We start from the raw sequence: 17548 nt of genomic DNA, 5'->3' as shown, positions 1-17548 counted from the left end.
TGCTAGATATCTTGCCGTTGCTGCGTGAGGAGGCAGGCGTTTGAACATCCGGCGGAGACGATGGAGCATGCCGGCGGCATTCGCCGCGGCCTATTTGCTTGTGCTCCAGTCGGTGCTTGGCGCATTCGCCTTCGGCATCGGACCGGATGCTTTGCAACGCGACGCTTTCGGCAACATCATCTGCACCCAGGAGGGCGCCGCCCAGCGTCCCGGCGGCGATCCGCACCAGCAGCACACGCCGACCTGCTGCATGCTCGGCTGCGGCATGGCCTCGGCTGTCTACGCGCCGCCGCCCGCCGCCGCCACGCTGTCCGGCAATTTTTCCGTCGAAACCGTGGCCTTTGTGCTGCCGGCGTTCAGGCATCTCGACTTTGCGCGCGACCGCTCTCCGTCGAATCCGCGCGCGCCTCCGGTGACGGCCTGATCCGTCCCAGTTCGCCTAGCGGAATTTTTCGCGGGCGAATTCGTTCAATATCAAAACTGTTCGCGACCGGCCGACGGCGCGGGTCTCTCAGTTCCTGGAGCTATCATGTCTCACACTTTTCGCGCGCGGTTCGGCCGCAACAACTCGTTCTTGCGGCGACTCAGCATCACCGTGTTCCTCCTTGCCCTCCTGTCCATCAGCGCCCAAGCCGTGTTCGCGCATGAGTTCAGGGTTGGCGACCTCGAGATCGTGCATCCCTGGTCGCGCGCCACGCCGCCCGGCGCCAAAGTGGCCGGCGGCTATTTCACCGTCACCAACACCGGCAGTTCGCCGGACCGGCTGTTGTCGATCTCCTCGGATGTTTCGGCCAAGGCCGAACTGCACGAAATGGGCGTCAAGGACGGCGTCATGACCATGCGGCCGGTAAGCGGCGGCCTCGAAATCCCGGCCGGCGGCAAGGTCGCGCTGGCGCCCGGCGGCTATCATCTGATGTTTATCGGCCTCAAGCGTCAGCCCAAGCAGGGCGAGACGTTTCCCGCCACGCTGACCTTCGAGAAGGCCGGCACGGTGACCGTCGAGTTCGCTGTCGAGGGCATGGGCGAGACGGGCGGCATGCACGACCATGCCAATTGATCCGGCAAAAAGCTTAAATTCGTAACCAGAAGCAACTCAGAGAGACCATCATGAACAAGCATCTTTTGTCGGCCTGCGCGTTTCTCGTCTTCGGGACGGGTGCAGCTTTCGCCCATGTCACGCTCGAAACCCAGGAGGCGCCTGTCGGCTCGACTTACAAGGCGATCCTGCGCGTGCCGCATGGCTGCGAGGGCAAGGCGACGACCGCCGTGCGCGTGCAGATCCCGGAAGGGGTGATTTCGGTAAAGCCGATGCCGAAGCCGGGCTGGACGTTGCAGGCCAAGCAAGGCAGATACGAAAAATCCTACCAGCTCCACGGCCAGGCGGTGACATCAGGCGCCAAGCAAATCGACTGGAGCGGCGGCAGCCTGCCGGACGAGTTCTACGACGAATTCGTCTTCCGCGGCACACTGGCGGCGGATCTGCCGGCCGGCCAGATGCTCTATTTCCCGGTGGTGCAGGAATGCGAGGGCGCCGCCGAACGCTGGATCGAGATTCCAGCGGCCGGCCAGGATGAGGATTCTCTGGAATATCCGGCGCCCGGCCTCAAGCTGCTGCCGAAGAAGTGATTTTTTTTGGCGGCGCGCTTTGTTCGAAAGAGCGCGCCGCTGTTTTTGTGACCGTGACATGAGTGCTGCATCCCTGCTGCGAACGGTCTGCACAGCCGGCCGATTTGCGATCTGCCTGCTGGCTGCGATCGTGCTGCTTGCCGCCATTGCCGCGCCAAATCAGGCCTTCGCCCACGCGGCGCTGGTCACAACCGAGCCGACGGACGGCGCCGTGCTGGCGCAGAGCCCGGCGCAGCTGTCGCTGACCTTCAGCGAGCCGGTGTCACCGCTGGTGCTGACCTTGGTGCGGCCTGATGGAACGCCGATTCGGCTGAGGTCGTTTCGGCTCAATGGCCAGACCCTCAACATCGACAGTCCGCAAGGGCTCGGATCCGGCACCCATGTGCTGAGCTGGCGGGTGATTTCCGCCGATGGCCATCCGGTCGGCGGCTCAGTGCTGTTTTCCATCGGCGCGCCGAGTGCTGCGCCGGCCGTCTCCGAAGCTGTCGACCGGGGCCTGAGATCGGCAATCTGGATCGGCAAGGTCTTGCTCTATATCGGCCTGTTTCTCGGCGTCGGCGGCGCCTTTGCCATCGCCTGGTGGGCAAAAGGCGGGCATTCCGGCCGGCGCTTCGTCATCGCCGCGATCCTGTGCGGCCTCGTCGCGGCGCCGTTGTCGCTCGGCTTGCAGGGACTGGACGCGCTCGGCGCACCGTTCGTTCGGCTGGCGCAGCCGGACATCTGGCGGGCCGGGCTCGCCACCAGCTTCGGCTGGACGGTGCTGATCGCGCTGGTGGCGCTCGGGCTTGGCCTGCTGTCGCTGGTCGGGCCGCGCGGCGGCGCAAAACTGTTTGCCGCTGCCGGCTTGGCCGGTGTCGGCGCCGCCCTCGCCGCCAGCGGGCATGCAAGTGCGGCCGAACCGCAATGGCTGACAAGACCGATGGTGTTTCTGCACGGCGCCGCCATCGCATTCTGGGCCGGGGCGCTGGCGCCGCTCGGTCTCACTATCAGGCGGAAGCCGGCCGAGGCCGCGGCTTTCCTGCGTCGGTTTTCCCAGGCGATCCTGCCTGTCGTGGCCGTGCTTGCGGCCACCGGCATCGCGCTGGCTGTCATCCAGGTGCAGGCGCCCGCAGCTTTGCTCGAGACCGCCTATGGTCGGCTGCTGTTGGTCAAGCTGGCGCTGCTATTGTTTCTGTTCACTCTGGCCGCCATAAACCGCTGGAGGCTGACCAGTCCGGCGGAAGCGGGGAAGACGGAAGCACAGAGGAGGCTGGTTCGCTCGATCGGCATTGAGATGCTGATCGTTTTGGCGATATCAGGCGTTGCCGCCGGCTGGCGCTTCACGCCGCCGCCACGTGCCCTGGCGATCGCAGCGGCGCAGCCGGCTTCGGTGCATATCCACACGCCGAAGGCGATGGCCGACCTCAGCATCACACCCGGCCATGTCGGGCCAGTTGCCGCCTCAATCGTCATCATGACCGGAGATTTCGGCCCGCTCGACGCCGAGCAAGTGACGCTGGTGCTGTCAAAACCCGATGCCGGGATCGAGCCGATCAAGCGCGCGGCGACAAAGCGCGCCGATGGTACTTGGCGTGTCGACGATCTCGTCGTCCCGGTCCCGGGCCGATGGACGGCGCGGCTCGATATTCTCGTCTCGGATTTCGAGATCGTGAAGATAGAGGCGCCGATCTATATCAGGTGATGAGGACCAGCCGGCAGTCTGCGCAACACATTTCGGCGAGGCGGTTGACGCGGCCTTGAAGGCCCGTCATTCATTTCGGCAAGATTGGCATTTCGGCAAGATTGGCATTTCGGCAAGATTGGCATTTCGGCAAGATTGGCATTTCGGCAAGATTGGCATTTCGACAAGATTGGCATCTCGACAAGAATGGCATCCCAAGAAGAATGGGCACCGCTACAAATCGCGCCTCAACAAAAGATCCGAAAGCAGGGAAGAAACGATGGAAAAAGCCGAAATCGGTCTGATCGGCCTTGGCACGATGGGCTCCAACCTGGCGCTCAACATCGCCGAGAAGGGGCACCGCATAGCCGTTTTCAACCGCACCGCGGCACGCACCGACGCCTTCGTCGAGAATGCCGGGACGCTCAGGGATATGGTCGTGCCCTGCTACAGCCTGGAGGAACTCGCCGCCGCCATCCGGCCGCCGCGACCGATCATCATCATGGTGCTGGCCGGCAAGCCGGTCGACGAGCAGATCGCGGCACTGCGCGGCGTACTATCGGCCAACGACATCGTCATCGATGCCGGCAACGCCAATTTTCGCGACACGATGCGGCGCTTCTCCGAGCTTTCCGATTCGGGTCTCACCTTCATCGGCATGGGCGTGTCCGGCGGCGAGGAGGGCGCGCGCCATGGACCGTCGATCATGGTCGGCGGCACGGAACAGTCCTGGAAACGCGTCGAAAAGGTGCTGACCGCCATTTCGGCCAAGTTCAGGCACGAGCCCTGTGCGGCATGGCTTGGCACCGATGGCGCCGGGCATTTCGTCAAGACCATCCACAACGGCATCGAATATGCCGACATGCAGATGATCGCCGAGATCTACGGCATCTTGCGCGACGGGTTAGGCATGGGGCCGAAGGAGATCGCACAGGTGTTTGCCGGCTGGAACAAGGGTCGGCTCAACTCCTACCTGATCGAGATCACCGCCAAGGTGCTGGACGCCGACGATCCGAAGACAGGCAAGCCGGTGGTCGATATCATCCTCGACCGCGCCGGCCAGAAGGGCACCGGCAAATGGTCAGTCATCGAGGCGCAGCAACTCGGCATTCCGGCCACCGCGATCGAGGCCGCGGTGGCGGCGCGCGTGCTGTCGTCGATCAAGGACGAGCGCCTGGCCGCCGAAAACGCCTATGGCAATGGCGGCGTGACCAGCATTTCCGCAGACAGGGACGCGCTTCTTGGCGATCTCGAACTGGCGCTGTTCGCCGGCAAGATATCAGCCTATGCGCAAGGCTTCGCGGTGATGAGCGGCGCGTCGAAGGAGTTCAACTGGAACCTGCCGATGCCGACCATCGCCAAGATCTGGCGGGCAGGCTGCATCATCCGCTCGCAATTGCTGGACACGATGGCGGAAGCCTTCGGCACCGGCGGGGCGGCCACCAATCTTTTGATGGCACCGGCCTTCATCGCGATGATGCAGGAGGCGCATCCATCGCTCCGGCGCATCGTGGCAAGGGCGTCGGAAGCCGGCTCGCCGGTGCCGGCGCTGTCGTCGGCGCTTGCCTATTTCGACAGCTATCGCCAGGGCCGCGGCACCTCGAACCTGATCCAGGCGCAACGCGATTTCTTCGGCGCGCACGGCTTCGAACGGATCGACGGGCCGGGCGCGTTCCATGGCCCGTGGGGGAGCGGAGCGGCAGGTTAGCGCCTAATGTCGGTCGTAAGAATCACCTTGCCGGCCCTTGGAAGCAGATATTGTCCGTGACCAGCTAGAGGTCGTGGTCGCGCGAGAAGTCGTCGTTACAACTGGTTTGTGGAACCTGACATCGCTTCACAGGGTCCACGGGGTTGCCGTCGAAACGTGCTCAGGCTGATGCTCGCCGAATGATCCTGAACCCGATGTCGATGACGTTCTCCGCCTGCTCCTCGCCGCGGAAGCGCGACAGGATGGCCTCGGCGGCGGCAGCGCCGAGCGCTTCGCGGTCGACGCGTACGGTGGTCAGCGCAGGTTCCACCGCGGCGGCATAGTCCTGGTCTCCGAAGCCGATCACCGCCACGTCGCCCGGTACGGAAAGTCCTCGCGCAAGCGCCTCGATTAGGACGCCGTGCGCGAGCAGATCGGAACTGCAGAACACGACGCCGTCCGAAAAGCCTTCCCGCAGCAGGCGCGAAAGCCCGGCCCGGCCGTTGGCCAGAGTCGCCGGCGCGTCGAAAGCCGCTTTCAGGACGGCATGGCCGCTACTCCGCTCGAAGCGGTCCGAGAACGCCTGCTGGCGCCTGCGCGCCCGCTCGTCGCCGGCCGACACGCAGGCCGCGCGCGGGTAGCCTGCGTCGATCGCGAAGTCGGCCGCCGCGCGGCCCGCCTCGACATGCGAGAAGCCGACGCAGATGTCGATCGGCGTGGTGCTGATGTCCCAGACCTCGACGACCGGAATGCCCGCCGCCAGCAGCATGCGCCGCGCCTGCGCGGAGTGGTGAATGCCCGTGAGCAGCATCGCGTCGGGCCGGCGCGAAAGGTGGGTGGCGATGAACGCCTCCTCGTCGCCGGGGTCGAAACCCGTCTCCGACAGCAGAATCTGGTAGCCGCGCGCGCGCATGCGTTCGTTGAACGAGGTGATCATCGAGGCGTAGACGATGTTCGAGATCGACGGAACCAGCGCCGAAACCAGCATGCTCCTCTGGGAGGCGAGCGCGCCGGCGAGCGCATTCGGAACGAAGCCGGTGACGCGGATCGCCTCGTGGATGCGCCGAAGCGTCTCAGCAGAGACCTTTGAGGGTTCGGAAAGCGCGCGCGAGACCGTGACCTGCGAGACGCCGGCCATACGGCCGACCGTCTGCATGGTCACCGCCCCTGACGAGCGTCTGCGCCTGGCGCGAGTCGAAGTCTCCTCCACAACCATGTACGACTTATTTCTTCGGACGGCCCGAAAGGCAAGTTTCAACCGGCGGCGAGCTTCTCCGCGCGCTGGCGGCGGCCGATGACGACCGAAACCGCAATCGACGCCACGATCAGGACCCACAGGAAGGCTGCGATCCAGCTCTTGGTGAAGAAGATCGTCAGGTCGCCAAACGACTCCAGGCTCTTGACGAAGTAGATTTCGGCCGAAGGCCCGAGGATGAAACCGATGATGAACGGAGCGGTTTCGAGCCCCAGCTTGACGCCGATCCAGCCCGCGACGCCGAAGAAGAGCAGCGTCCAGACGTCGAACATGATGCCGTAGTTGATTGTATAGGCGCCGATGACGCACATCATCAGGATCACCGGATAGAGGATCGCCTTCGGAATCGCCACCGCCAGCGAGAACCAGCGGATCGCGTAGTACATCATCGCGAACGTGACCAGGTTGGCGAGCAGCATCGCGATGATCATCGAGTTCCACGTTTCCGGATGCTGGCCTATGAACAGGGGCCCGACCTGGATGCCCTGAAGCGCGAAGGCGCCGATCAGAAGGGCAGTGGTCGAATCTCCCGGTATCCCGAGCGACAGCAGCGGCACCAGCGCTCCGCCGGTCAACGCGTTGTTGCTCGTCTCCGAAGCGATGACGCCCGCCGGTTCGCCCTTGCCGAACGTCTCGGGATGCGACGAACTCGTCTTCGCCGCCGTATAGGCGAGGATCGACGCCGCCGACCCGCCGATCCCCGGCAGGATGCCGACGAAGGTGCCGATGCCCGACGAGCGGATGAGATTGATCGTCTGGCCCCGAAATATCGACCACGAGAACTTCGACCTGCCGCCCGACTCCAGTTCCTTGACCGAAGGCCCCTTCGGCATGCCGATCTCGGCCTCCTCCAGCACCGTCGTCAGCCCGAACAGCGCGATCAGCACCGGCAGCAGCGCGAAGCCGCCGTAGAGGATGTCCTCCATGCCGGGCGGGATCAACCGGAAATGGCCGTTGCCGCCATCGGTCACGTCATAGACCCCGACGAGGCTGACAAAGATGCCCAGGAAGCCCGAGAAGATGCCCAGCAGCATGTCGCTCGACAGCGCGCCCATCACCGTCAGCGCGAACAGGATGATCAGGAATTTTTCGACGTAGGAGAAGCGGATCGCGAAATCGGCCAGCCACGGCGTGAACAGATAGAGCGCCGCCAGCGAGATCAGGCCGCCGATCAGTGAACCGATGATGGCGATGCGCATCGCCTGCTCGCCTTTGCCCTGACGGGCCATCTGGAAGCCGTCGAACGTGGTCGCGACCGACGACGGCGTGCCGGGTATGCCGATGAGGATCGCCGGCACCACCCCGCCTGAGATGCCGCCGACATAGAGACCGATTAGCAGGGCGAGGCCGTTCTCGAGCCCAAGCGAGTAGGTCATCGGCAGGCAGACGGCCACCGCCATCGTCGCCGTCAGGCCGGGAATGACGCCGAAGACGATACCGATAGCCGTTCCGCCGGCGATCAGCAGCACAAACAGAGGCGTGACGAAACCGAACAGTTCCATTGGGTTCTCCCTGTCAGGGCAGCGTCAGGAAGAAGACGTGCGCGAACACCCACCACACCAGCACGGGCGCGGCGACCGCCACCACGCCAAGCACGATGACGGCGGACCTTGTACGCTCCTGCAGGTAGAGCAGCCCGCTGAGCGCCACGAACGGGATGGAGCAGATTAGGAAGCCCATGCCCGTGTTGGGCCAGATGTCACCGACAGGGACCATCAGCAGGAAATAAACCAGCGTCAAAGCGATCGTCCCGAAGAAGCGCGGCTTGTCCATCGCCGCCAAGGTCTGCGACCAGTACCGGCCGGCGCCAGCGATCGCCTGCCGGCGCGTGATGAGAATGGCCATCCCCAGCGCAAGCAGAATGCCGCCGATCAGTGTCGGAAACACCAGGTGCGAGGTCTGGAAATCGATCGTGACGCGCGTAAAATCGCCCATCTGCCGTGTGCTCCTCCATGCGCGAGCAGCGTCCGGCCTGCGTGCAGGCCGGACGAAAGACTATACCCCTAGAGCAAGCCGCCCAATTGGCGGCTCGCTCCAGCTTTTTGTTTTCGCATCGGTTTTGCCGAAAACCGGCATCCACTTTTCGGCCCGATGCTCTAGCCCTTCAGCTTCTCGATGATCGAGGCCACCGTATCCCGCTTGGACGTCAGATGCGCCTTCGCCTCGGCCTGAGGCAGGTAGTTGGGGATGAAAAAGGCCTTGGCCTGCCGCTTCTGGATCTCGCCGGCGGCGTAGATTTCCTTCAGCGCGGCGTCGATCTCGGACGCCATGGCGGCGTCCATCTCCTTGTTGAACAGCAGGAAAAACTCCTTGTCGAACGTGAAATCCTTGCTGCCGTCGAGCGTGACGCTGGTCTGGGGGCTGGTGAATTTGAGCATTTCTTCCCGGCTCGTTCCACCCATCCCCGCCTCGGGGGCCTGCGCCAATGTCTCGGGACGCGCGGTGATCCAGACGAAGCGCATCGCGGTGCGGTCGTCTTCCGGCAGTTGCGTGAACTGCTCGTTGGCCTGGATCGAACCGTTGATCACGTCGGCCAGGTCGTCCCACATCGCCTGGTTCTTGTCGGCCTGCGAGCCGGTGTTGACCGCCACGATGTTGGCTTCCGATCCCGGATTGCGCACGCGGGCAGCATTGCGCATGCCGGTGAAACCGATCTCCGAGACGCCGCCAGGCTGGATGGCGACGCGAACCTTCTCGCCTTTTGCGGCTGCCGCGAAAACGTCCTCCATCGACTGATAGGGGGACTTCTTGGGAACGAGGAAGCAGTCGCCGGGGTTGATCGCCACAGTCGGTCCGATCGCGAAATCGGCGAAGGCATCGGGGACGCCCGGCACTCCGTAGAGATAGGAGAGGTAAATCTGGTCGTGGTGCAGCATGATCGTCGTGCCGCGGGAATCGCGGCCGGTGGCGTTCAGCGCCTCACTGGTGCCCACCGGGTCGACGCGAATGTTCACGCCCAGCTTCTGCCCCAGCGCTTCGGCGGCGATCGACGAGTTTTGGTAGGTGTCGCCGCCCGTCGAAGTCGAACCGATGACCATTCGGATGTTGCGCGGCAGGCTCTGCGCACGCGCGACGAACGGGCTCGCCAGCGCGACGGCGGCCCCGGCTCCTGTTGCGAGAAGGGATCTGCGGGTCAGTTTCATGATGTCCTCCCTGGGCCGCGGAACCCGCGGCGCGATCTCAGGGTCGCGCGGCAATCTCCCACTGCCGCACAACCCGCTCCCATGCGCATCTATGTTAGCGCATACATCCTCATGCACGAAAACGAGCGTTTCTGTCAACCGTACCGACATTGGCGGGTAGAAATTCTGTTCTACGCGGACGCACCAAATTGACAAACATGAATGTTACCGCATACATCGAGCGATACGCGTGGAGGATGTCATGCCCGACGACAACCGCAGAACACCGGCGTCGCTGCGGTCGGCGCGCTGGTTTGCGCCGGACGATCTGCGCAGCTTCGGCCACCGGTCGCGGCTGATGCAGCTCGGTTATTCCGAGGAGGATTTTCGCGACAGGCCGGTGATCGGGGTTCTCAACACCTGGTCGGAGCTCAACTCCTGCCACGCGCATTTTCGCGAGCGGGCGCAGGACGTGAAGCGCGGCGTCGCTCAGGCGGGCGGGTTCGCCGTCGAATTGCCTGCACTGTCGGTCGACGAGAGCTTCACCAAGCCGACCTCGATGCTCTATCGCAACATGCTGGCGATGGAGACGGAGGAGATGATCCGCTCGCATCCGCTCGACGGCGTGGTGCTGATGGGCGGGTGCGACAAGACCACGCCGGGGCTGGTGATGGGCGCGCTCAGCGCCGGTGTGCCGATGATCTTCCTTCCCGCCGGCCCGATGCTGCGCGGCAACTACGCCGGCAAGACGCTGGGCTCCGGTTCGGATGCCTGGAAATTCTGGGACGAGAGGCGTGCGGGCAAGATTTCGGATGACGAGTGGACGGGTATCCAGGGCGGCATCGCGCGGTCGGCCGGCGTTTGCATGACGATGGGCACGGCCTCGACGATGACCGCGATCACGGAAGCGCTGGGGCTATCGCTGCCGGGCGCTTCCTCGATACCCGCCGTCGATTCGGACCACCAGCGCATGTCGGCAGCATGCGGACGGCGCATCGTCGACATGGTTTGGGACGACCTCACCCCCGATAAGATCGTCACCGCGGCAGCCGTCAGGAACGCGGCTATCGTCGCGATGGCCACCGGCTGTTCGACGAACGCCGTGGTTCACCTCATCGCGATGGCGCGCCGCGCCGGCGTGCCGCTGACTCTCGACGATCTTGACGCGCTCGGCCGTGCCACCCCGCTCATCGCCAACGTCCGCCCCGCCGGCAAGGACTACCTGATGGAGGATTTTTACTACGCCGGCGGCCTCCGTGCGCTGATGGCGCAATTAAGCGAGCGGCTCGACCTTTCCACGCTGACGGTCACCGGCAAATCGCTCGGCGAAACGCTCGAGGGCGCGCAGGTGTGGAACGACGACGTGATCCGCTCGCTGTCCAACCCGGTCTATTCAGAAGGGTCGCTCGCCGTGCTGCGCGGCAACCTCTGCCCCGATGGCGCCGTCATCAAGCCGGCCGCCTGCGACCCTCGATTCCATATTCACGAAGGCCCGGCTCTTGTCTTCGACAGCTATCCGGCGATGAAGGCGGCGATCGACGACGAAAATCTCGACGTCACGCCGGACCACGTGCTGGTGCTGAGGAACGCCGGCCCGCTCGGCGGACCGGGTTTTCCCGAATGGGGCATGCTTCCGATCCCCAGGGCGCTGATCAGAAAGGGTCACCGCGACATGCTGCGCATCTCCGATGCGCGGATGTCGGGAACCTCTTACGGAGCGTGCGTGCTTCACGTCGCGCCGGAGGCCTACATCGGCGGGCCGCTTGCGCTGCTGCGGACAGGCGACATCGTGCGGCTGGATTTGCCGAACCGGCGCCTGGACATGCTGGTGGCCGACGACGAACTGGCGCGACGCCGGGCCGAACGGTGTCCTCCGGCGCCGCATTTCGAACGGGGCTGGGGCTGGATGTTCTCGCGTCATGTGACGCAGGCCGACAAAGGTTGCGACTTCGACTTCCTCGAACGCGATTTCGGCGCTTCAACCGGCGAACCGGACATCTTCTGAAAGGCCAGGCATGACATTTTCCCTCGACAAGGCGCTGACCGGCATATCGGGCATTCTGGTTACGCCTTACGACAAACGCGGCGACGTCGCGCCCGAACGGCTTTCCCCGATCCTCGGCAGGGCGCTCGACGCCGGCGTGCACATGCCGGTGGTCAACGGCAACACCGGCGAGTTCTATGCGCTGACAACCGACGAGGCGGTGACGATGGCGCGTGAGGTCGTCTCGATGGTAGCCGGCCGCGCGCCGGTGCTCGCGGGCGTCGGCCGGGGCATCCGTGACGCGCGAAAGCTGGCGAAAGCATCCGCCGAGGCCGGAGCCGCGGCGCTGATGGTGCACCAGCCGCCCGACGCATTCGTCGCGCCGCGAGGGCTGGTCGATTACCTGAACGCGGTGGCCGACGCGTCGGGCGGCCTGCCCATGATGCTCTATCTGCGCAACGACACGATCGGCACGCGCGCCATCGCCGAGCTGTGCGGCCTTCCAGGCGTCAAGGGCGTGAAGTGGGCGACACCGAACCCGCTGCGCCTGGCGGAAGCGCGGGCCGCCTGCGACCCGTCGATCGTATGGGTGGGAGGGCTCGCCGAGGTCTGGGCGCCGGTTTTTTATGCCGTCGGCGCGCGAGGGTTCACCTCCGGGCTGATAAACGTATGGCCCGAACGGTCGGTCGCGATCCATGCCGCACTCGATGCCGGCGAATTCGAGAAGGCGAACGCGCTCATCGATGGAATGCGAGTCTTCGAGGACATCCGCGCGGAGGAGATGGGCGGCGCCAACGTGACCGGCGTAAAAGCGGCGCTGATCGCGCAGGGCCTTGGCTGCGGACCGACGCGCCCGCCCTCGGCCTGGCCGCTCACTTCGGCGCAGCAGGCGAGGCTCGACGCCTTTTTAGTCGCGAACCGCCTTGCGGCTGGAAATCCCAACTGAATTGCGAATTGCCTTCCGCCCACACCGGCGACCGGAGAAACCACGGCGCTTGCAGTGCCAGCACCTGAATTGAGGAAGCGAACATGGACGAGAAACTGCGCGAAAAACTGATGGGCGTTTCCGTCGCCACCCTGGCCACAGCGCTGTTCAAGCGCGGCCTGCGCAACCAGGTAATCCAGGGCGTGGGTCCGCTGCAGCGAAAAGGCCGCAACATGGTCGGGCCGGCCTTTACGCTGCGCTACATCCCCGCGCGCGAGGACCGCAACCAACTCACTGAATTCCGCAAGCCGGATCATCCGCAGCGCGTCGCCGTCGAAACCTGCCCGGCGGGCCACGTGCTCGTCATGGACAGCCGCAAGGATCCCCGGGCGGCATCCGCGGGCGACATCCTGGTGACGCGCCTGATGGTGCGCGGGGTCGCCGGCGTCGTTACGGACGGCGGGTTCCGCGACGCCGCGGTGATCGGCGGACTCGATATCCCGGCCTACCATACGCGGCCGTCCAGCCCGACCAATCTCACTATGCACGAGGCATTGGACCTGAACGTGCCGATCGGTTGCGGTGACGTGGCTGTGTTCCCCGGAGATATCGTGGTTGGAGACGATGATAGCGTCATCGTCATTCCGCGGGAAATCGCCGGCGAGGTGGCGGATGAGGCGGCTGAGATGACGGTCTACGAGGATTTCGTGGTCGAACAGGTCAAGGGGGGCGTTCCGATAATCGGGCTCTATCCCTGCACGCGAGACGAACACGCCGAAAGGTTCAAAACGTGGCGCGCCGAGCGCGGCCGATAGGCGTTGCCCGCGCAACCGGTCTGCGGGCGTTGGAGAGAAACACTCTCGAAACAAAACCGCCGGATGCGCCATCCGGCGGTCGTATTTTCGTTATGACACCTTAATGCTCGAAATGTCCGCACACGGTGCGTGGCGAACTATCGCGCTTCGACAGATCTCTTGCGGGCAGCTCCGTCGATCACGTCAGCGACGACCTTTGGCTGGGTCATAAAGACTGCATGGCTTGCCGCGACCTCCGTGATTGTCGCCCCGATGCGCTTTGCCATCGCTTGCAACATACGCTGGTCGAAGGCCTTGTCGTCGGTTGCAATCACTGCCCAGCTCGGCTTGCTTCGCCAGGCGGCATGCTCGAGCCGGGTTGCGAAGGCGGACATGTTTATCGGCACCTGAGAGTCCCGCATGAAAGCGGCATCCGCGTCCGTCGTGTCGTTGGCGAAGCCAATCTTGAACTTTTCGGGAGAAACGAAGCCGAAGCCGTCCGCGGTGGTTTCGATGACGAATTCAGGCGGGGTCTGAAAACCCTCGTACTGCTGCGCAGTCGTCTCTCCGGCATCCGGCGACAAGGCCGATACGTAAACCAGGCCTGTGACGTTTGAATGGGTGCCTGCTTCCGTTATCACGGTACCGCCCCAGGAATGTCCCACAAGGACCGCAGGTCCATCCTGACGGTCAAGAATGCGTTTGGTGGCGGCAACGTCGTCCGCTAGCGAGGTAAGCGGGTTATGGACGATCGACACGCGATAGCCGCGGGCGGTCAGTTCGTCATAGACGCCGCGCCAACCCGATCCATCAGCGAACGCGCCGTGCACCAGCACCACGTTCCGGACGGTCTGGTTGTCGGGAATTATCTCGGCAGAGTGCGCGGCCGTGGCTGCGGCAATTCCTGCGACAGCGGCAGTTGCGGCCAGAAGGTTTGTCGTCCTGGAAGTCATGCTGATCTCCTCTTGTTTGTAGGATAATGATTATCGCGATATGTTTCTCTCTACGGTTCCAGCCGCGATATGTCCAGCATAATTTTTATCGCGATATTCTTTTTTGCGATCGGGTAGGCTATATCGAGTCCAAGGAGAGCCACCCATGCCGCCGAAAAAACTCAACAACCCATTGCCGCTCGACGATCAGCTCTGTTACGCGATCTACTCTGCCGGCATGGCCATCCAGAGAGTGTACAAACCACTGCTGGACGATTTGGGCCTGACCTATCCCCAATACCTCGTACTCAATGTCCTCTGGCGCGAGGACAAGCTGACCGTTGGCAGCATCGCCGAAAGGCTGGCGCTGGAGTCGAGCACTCTGACGCCCTTGCTCAAACGGCTCGAAGCGGCAGGACTTCTGCGCCGGACACGGAATCCCGCGAACGAGAGGCAGGTCGTGGTTGCGCTGACTGACAGGGGACGCGAACTCAGATCTCGTGCAGGCTGCCTTGCTGACGCTCTGCTTTCCTCCTCAGGACAAAGCCCAGCGCATCTCAACCAGATCAACCGTGACGTCAGGGAGCTGCGTGACGCGATCTATGAACATACGGGCGTCTGGAGGAGCACGGCCTAAGCCGGCAAGCATGGGAGGCTTTTTTTACACTGTAGGCACGGTTCCTCCGTCGATTACGTACTCCGCACCCGTGATCGAAGAGGCACGATCGGAAGACAGAAAGGCAACTAGATTGGCGATCTCGGCCGGGCTTGACGGGCGACCGAGGGGGATTCCACCGAGGGAGGCCATTATCTTCTTCTTGCCGCCTTCAATGTCGGTGCCTGCCTCATCGGCGAGACGTCGGGCGAGCTTGACGGAAGCCTCGGTTTCTATCCAGCCCGGAGACACGCGAACGACACGCACGCCTTTCGGCGACACCTCCTTGGAGAGGCTTTTGCTGTAGGTCGACAGCGCCGCCTTCGCCGCGGCGTATGCGGTCGTGGCTTCCGGCAGGGGGAGCAGCCTCTGGATGGAAGAGACGTGGATCACCACGCCGCTGCCCTGCGCGATCATTCCCGGTATCAGTTCTCGGTCGAGCCGCACGGCGGGAAACAGGTTGAGATCGAGTTCCTTGTGCCAATCACTTTCGCCAAGCGCCGAGAAGCCGCCGGCCGGCGAGGAAGAACCGCCGAGCATGTGAACGATGAGATCGACGCCGCCCAACTGCCCCCTGACTGCCTTGGCGACCGCAAAGCAGCCTTCGCTGGTGGTGAGGTCGGCAGCCACGAAGAGGTCCGCCGAAGAACTTGCGGGGAACGAGCGGGCCGTCGTCAGCACCCGCGCGCCGAGTTTGCGAAACAGGTCGACGGTCGCCGCCCCGGCTCCCCTTGTGCCGGAGGTGATCAGGGCGCGCTTGCCTGAGAGATTCAGGAAGTCGCTCATGCACCGATCTCCAAGGCTGCGATCTTGTCGCCCATCAGACGGAAAACGTAGGTGAGATTTGCAGGGCTGCCGGGAAATTCACCGGTGACCATGGCGATCACCTTCGTTCCATGCTCGTCGGTAAGGGCCTCGAGCGGCTCGACGACGTGCCGATACCTGGCTTTCGAGTATTCCCACCAGCTGCCGATGGCATAGTGCCCGGAGTGGGAGCGGCCCTCGTCATGGATAGCGGCGCTCGGCGCGAAACAGGCCAGCAGAGCCTCGCAGTTGTTCTTCCGATCCGCTTCGAAATATGCCTGGATCGCCTGAGGCAGTTGCATCTCTCATCTCCTCTTGGGGTTGTTCGCTCCACAAGTAGGCGTATTCCGGTGTTCGGATAATTGGGATAAACATGGATGTCGAATTGCGGAAAGTGGGATAATGGCGAGGCCTGGCCTTCACGATCTGGAAGCTGTCGTAGCCGTTGCTCGCAGATCCTCTTTCCGCGGCGCGGCGCTTGAACTGGGAATGTCGACGACTGCCCTTAGCAATGCCGTCGGCAAGCTGGAGGCCCACCTTGGCGTTCGCTTGTTCAACCGAACCACACGCAGCGTATCCCTGTCGGATGCCGGTCGCCTGTTCGTCGAGAACGTCGGTCCTGCGTTGCAGGACATCCACGGTGCCATGGATGCAGCGCGCTCAAAGCAGGCAAACCCCACGGGAACGCTCCGCATCAATTCCTATGCCACTGCCGCGCGAGAAATCCTTTCACCCCTGCTTCTGGAGTTCATCAGGCGTTACCCGCAGGTCCATATCGATCTGGTCACCGAGGGACGGCTCTTGGACATCGTCGCGGAAGGCTTCGACCTGGGCGTGCGTCGCGCCACCCTCGTGCCGAGTGACATGATTGCGATCTCGCTGGGTCGGCCGCAGAGAAATGTGGTCATAGGCTCGCCCGACTATTTGAAAAGCTATGGTACGCCTTCCACGCCGACTGACCTGCTTCAACATCGGTGTATCCGTATCCGGCTGCCGAATGGCGCGCTCTTTCGCTGGCGCTTCGAGAAGCATGGGGAACCGCTATTGATCGATGTGAACGGACCGATGACTTTGGATGAGGCAAGCCTGTCCCGCGGCACCGTGCTAGAAGGTGTGGCGCTGGGCTACGTAATGGAACGTGACGTGCGCGAGGATATTGAGGCAGGGCGGCTGATCAGTGTTCTGAAGGAGTGGCTGCCGCCTTCCGACGAACTCTGCATCTATTACCCGGGACGACGGAATCCATCCGCGGCGCACAGAGCATTCGTTGAGCTGGCACGGGAACTCGGATCAAAAGGCCGAAACACGGCTGTATAAGCGCCGTTCCGCTTTGCGCCGCGAAATCGGAACCCGCGTTGCTATTTGCTGGAAGCGGTCATGGTGGTGAATTGCGCGCCAACAGTGTGCACCGAATTTTTGATTTGGCTATTTAGCCGTCGCGCCAGGACGCACTAGCTGAGATGCGGTGACTGCCCGAGATTCAGCCGTGCAGCCATGTTGACCAGTTCGGGAAGGGAACCGGCCTTCATCTTTCGCATAACCTGGCCGCGATGGGCTTTTACTGTGATCTCGCTGATGCCGAGCTCGAAGCCAACCTGCTTGTTCAACAGTCCCGTTACGACCAGCGCCATCACCTCCGCTTCGCGGTGACTGAGTGATGAATAGCGCTCACGGAGCACTTGCTTGTCCAACTCGTTCGCACGTGCAGCCCGGCTACGTTCAAGTGCGTACTCGACGGCCGTCATGAGCACGTCGTCCCCAAACGGCTTGGTCAGGAATTCTACGGCTCCAGCCTTCATCGCTTTGACTGTCATCGGCACGTCGCCGTAGCCGGTGACGAAGATAATCGGCATGTCGGTTCGCTCGACGGAAACAAGTTGTTGCAAGTCGAGCCCGCTGAGATCGGGAAGGTTGACGTCAAGAATCAGACAATTCGGAACCAGGGCTCGGGGCCGAGAGAGAAATTCCTGCGCCGATGAGCAGGGCTCCGGATGGAAGCCCGCTGAACGGATGAGCAATTCCAGCGATTCACGCACAGAAATGTCGTCGTCAACGACGAATACGACAGGCGTTTCGTGTGACATGATGCCGGCCTTGCCCTTGC

Annotated in this window: 18 protein-coding genes; 10 read left to right on the top strand and 8 right to left on the bottom strand. The window is 63.3% G+C overall.

What is annotated here, in order from left to right; translation table 11 throughout:
• Positions 1–67: 67 nt before the first annotated feature.
• The 5 genes from AC0L18_RS16565 (at position 68) to gndA (ending at position 4994) form a co-directional block, all read left to right on the top strand.
• Positions 68–424: a DUF2946 family protein gene (locus AC0L18_RS16565; RefSeq protein WP_473493320.1), complete on the top strand. Its 357-nt coding sequence runs from the start codon at positions 68–70 to the stop codon at positions 422–424.
• Positions 425–529: 105 nt separating this feature from the next.
• Positions 530–1057, top strand: coding sequence for a copper chaperone PCu(A)C (locus AC0L18_RS16560; RefSeq protein WP_473493319.1), 528 nt, complete (start codon positions 530–532; stop codon positions 1055–1057).
• 50 nt (positions 1058–1107) lie between these two features.
• Positions 1108–1626: a YcnI family copper-binding membrane protein gene (locus AC0L18_RS16555; protein ID WP_473493318.1), complete on the top strand. Its 519-nt coding sequence runs from the start codon at positions 1108–1110 to the stop codon at positions 1624–1626.
• Positions 1627–1684: 58 nt separating this feature from the next.
• A complete protein-coding gene (locus AC0L18_RS16550; protein WP_473493317.1) occupies positions 1685–3307 on the top strand; it encodes a copper resistance CopC/CopD family protein in 1623 nt (540 codons plus the stop codon).
• A 259-nt stretch (positions 3308–3566) separates the two neighbouring features.
• On the top strand, positions 3567–4994 hold the full coding sequence (gndA, locus tag AC0L18_RS16545) for an NADP-dependent phosphogluconate dehydrogenase (RefSeq protein WP_473493316.1): 1428 nt from the start codon (positions 3567–3569) through the stop codon (positions 4992–4994).
• A 160-nt stretch (positions 4995–5154) separates the two neighbouring features.
• Here gndA and AC0L18_RS16540 read toward each other — a convergent pair whose 3' ends face one another.
• From AC0L18_RS16540 to AC0L18_RS16525, 4 genes are all read right to left on the bottom strand, one after another.
• Positions 5155–6129 carry a LacI family DNA-binding transcriptional regulator gene (locus AC0L18_RS16540; protein WP_473493315.1) on the bottom strand — a complete coding sequence of 325 codons (975 nt, stop codon included), beginning with the start codon at positions 6127–6129 and terminating at the stop codon, positions 5155–5157.
• A gap of 98 nt (positions 6130–6227) precedes the next feature.
• Entirely contained in the window at positions 6228–7730 is a 1503-nt protein-coding gene (locus tag AC0L18_RS16535; RefSeq protein WP_473493314.1) for a tripartite tricarboxylate transporter permease, read from the bottom strand.
• Positions 7731–7743: 13 nt separating this feature from the next.
• Positions 7744–8163 (bottom strand): tripartite tricarboxylate transporter TctB family protein, encoded by a 420-nt coding sequence (locus tag AC0L18_RS16530; RefSeq protein WP_473493313.1) that lies wholly within the window; start codon positions 8161–8163, stop codon positions 7744–7746.
• A 161-nt stretch (positions 8164–8324) separates the two neighbouring features.
• Positions 8325–9371 carry an ABC transporter substrate-binding protein gene (locus AC0L18_RS16525; protein WP_473493312.1) on the bottom strand — a complete coding sequence of 349 codons (1047 nt, stop codon included), beginning with the start codon at positions 9369–9371 and terminating at the stop codon, positions 8325–8327.
• Positions 9372–9612: 241 nt separating this feature from the next.
• Between AC0L18_RS16525 and araD the strand changes: the two genes are divergently transcribed.
• From araD to AC0L18_RS16510, 3 genes are all read left to right on the top strand, one after another.
• Entirely contained in the window at positions 9613–11355 is a 1743-nt protein-coding gene (gene araD, locus AC0L18_RS16520; protein WP_473493311.1) for an L-arabinonate dehydratase, read from the top strand.
• Between the two features lie 10 nt (positions 11356–11365).
• Positions 11366–12280 carry a dihydrodipicolinate synthase family protein gene (locus AC0L18_RS16515; protein ID WP_473493310.1) on the top strand — a complete coding sequence of 305 codons (915 nt, stop codon included), beginning with the start codon at positions 11366–11368 and terminating at the stop codon, positions 12278–12280.
• 83 nt (positions 12281–12363) lie between these two features.
• Entirely contained in the window at positions 12364–13074 is a 711-nt protein-coding gene (locus tag AC0L18_RS16510; RefSeq protein WP_473493309.1) for a ribonuclease activity regulator RraA, read from the top strand.
• Positions 13075–13211: 137 nt separating this feature from the next.
• Here the strand turns inward: AC0L18_RS16510 and AC0L18_RS16505 are convergent, their stop codons facing one another.
• A complete protein-coding gene (locus tag AC0L18_RS16505) occupies positions 13212–14006 on the bottom strand; it encodes an alpha/beta fold hydrolase (protein ID WP_473493308.1) in 795 nt (264 codons plus the stop codon).
• Between the two features lie 145 nt (positions 14007–14151).
• On the opposite strand from AC0L18_RS16505, the gene AC0L18_RS16500 reads away from it, so the two are divergent.
• Positions 14152–14622, top strand: coding sequence for a MarR family winged helix-turn-helix transcriptional regulator (locus AC0L18_RS16500; protein ID WP_473493307.1), 471 nt, complete (start codon positions 14152–14154; stop codon positions 14620–14622).
• 24 nt (positions 14623–14646) lie between these two features.
• Here AC0L18_RS16500 and AC0L18_RS16495 read toward each other — a convergent pair whose 3' ends face one another.
• Together AC0L18_RS16495 and AC0L18_RS16490 are read right to left on the bottom strand one after the other, a co-directional pair.
• Positions 14647–15426, bottom strand: coding sequence for an SDR family oxidoreductase (locus AC0L18_RS16495; RefSeq protein WP_473493306.1), 780 nt, complete (start codon positions 15424–15426; stop codon positions 14647–14649).
• Entirely contained in the window at positions 15423–15746 is a 324-nt protein-coding gene (locus AC0L18_RS16490) for a nuclear transport factor 2 family protein (RefSeq protein ID WP_473493305.1), read from the bottom strand. Before AC0L18_RS16490 ends, AC0L18_RS16495 begins: the two co-directional genes overlap by 4 nt.
• 100 nt (positions 15747–15846) lie before the next feature.
• On the opposite strand from AC0L18_RS16490, the gene AC0L18_RS16485 reads away from it, so the two are divergent.
• A complete protein-coding gene (locus AC0L18_RS16485; RefSeq protein ID WP_473493304.1) occupies positions 15847–16761 on the top strand; it encodes a LysR family transcriptional regulator in 915 nt (304 codons plus the stop codon).
• Positions 16762–16895: 134 nt separating this feature from the next.
• Here AC0L18_RS16485 and AC0L18_RS16480 read toward each other — a convergent pair whose 3' ends face one another.
• A complete protein-coding gene (locus AC0L18_RS16480; RefSeq protein ID WP_473493382.1) occupies positions 16896–17528 on the bottom strand; it encodes a response regulator transcription factor in 633 nt (210 codons plus the stop codon).
• Positions 17529–17548 lie beyond the last annotated feature (20 nt).

The organism is Mesorhizobium sp. WSM4819 (assembly GCF_055811215.1).
The sequence above is the reverse complement of the archived record's forward strand: the minus strand, read 5'-3'. Positions and strand labels throughout refer to the sequence as shown.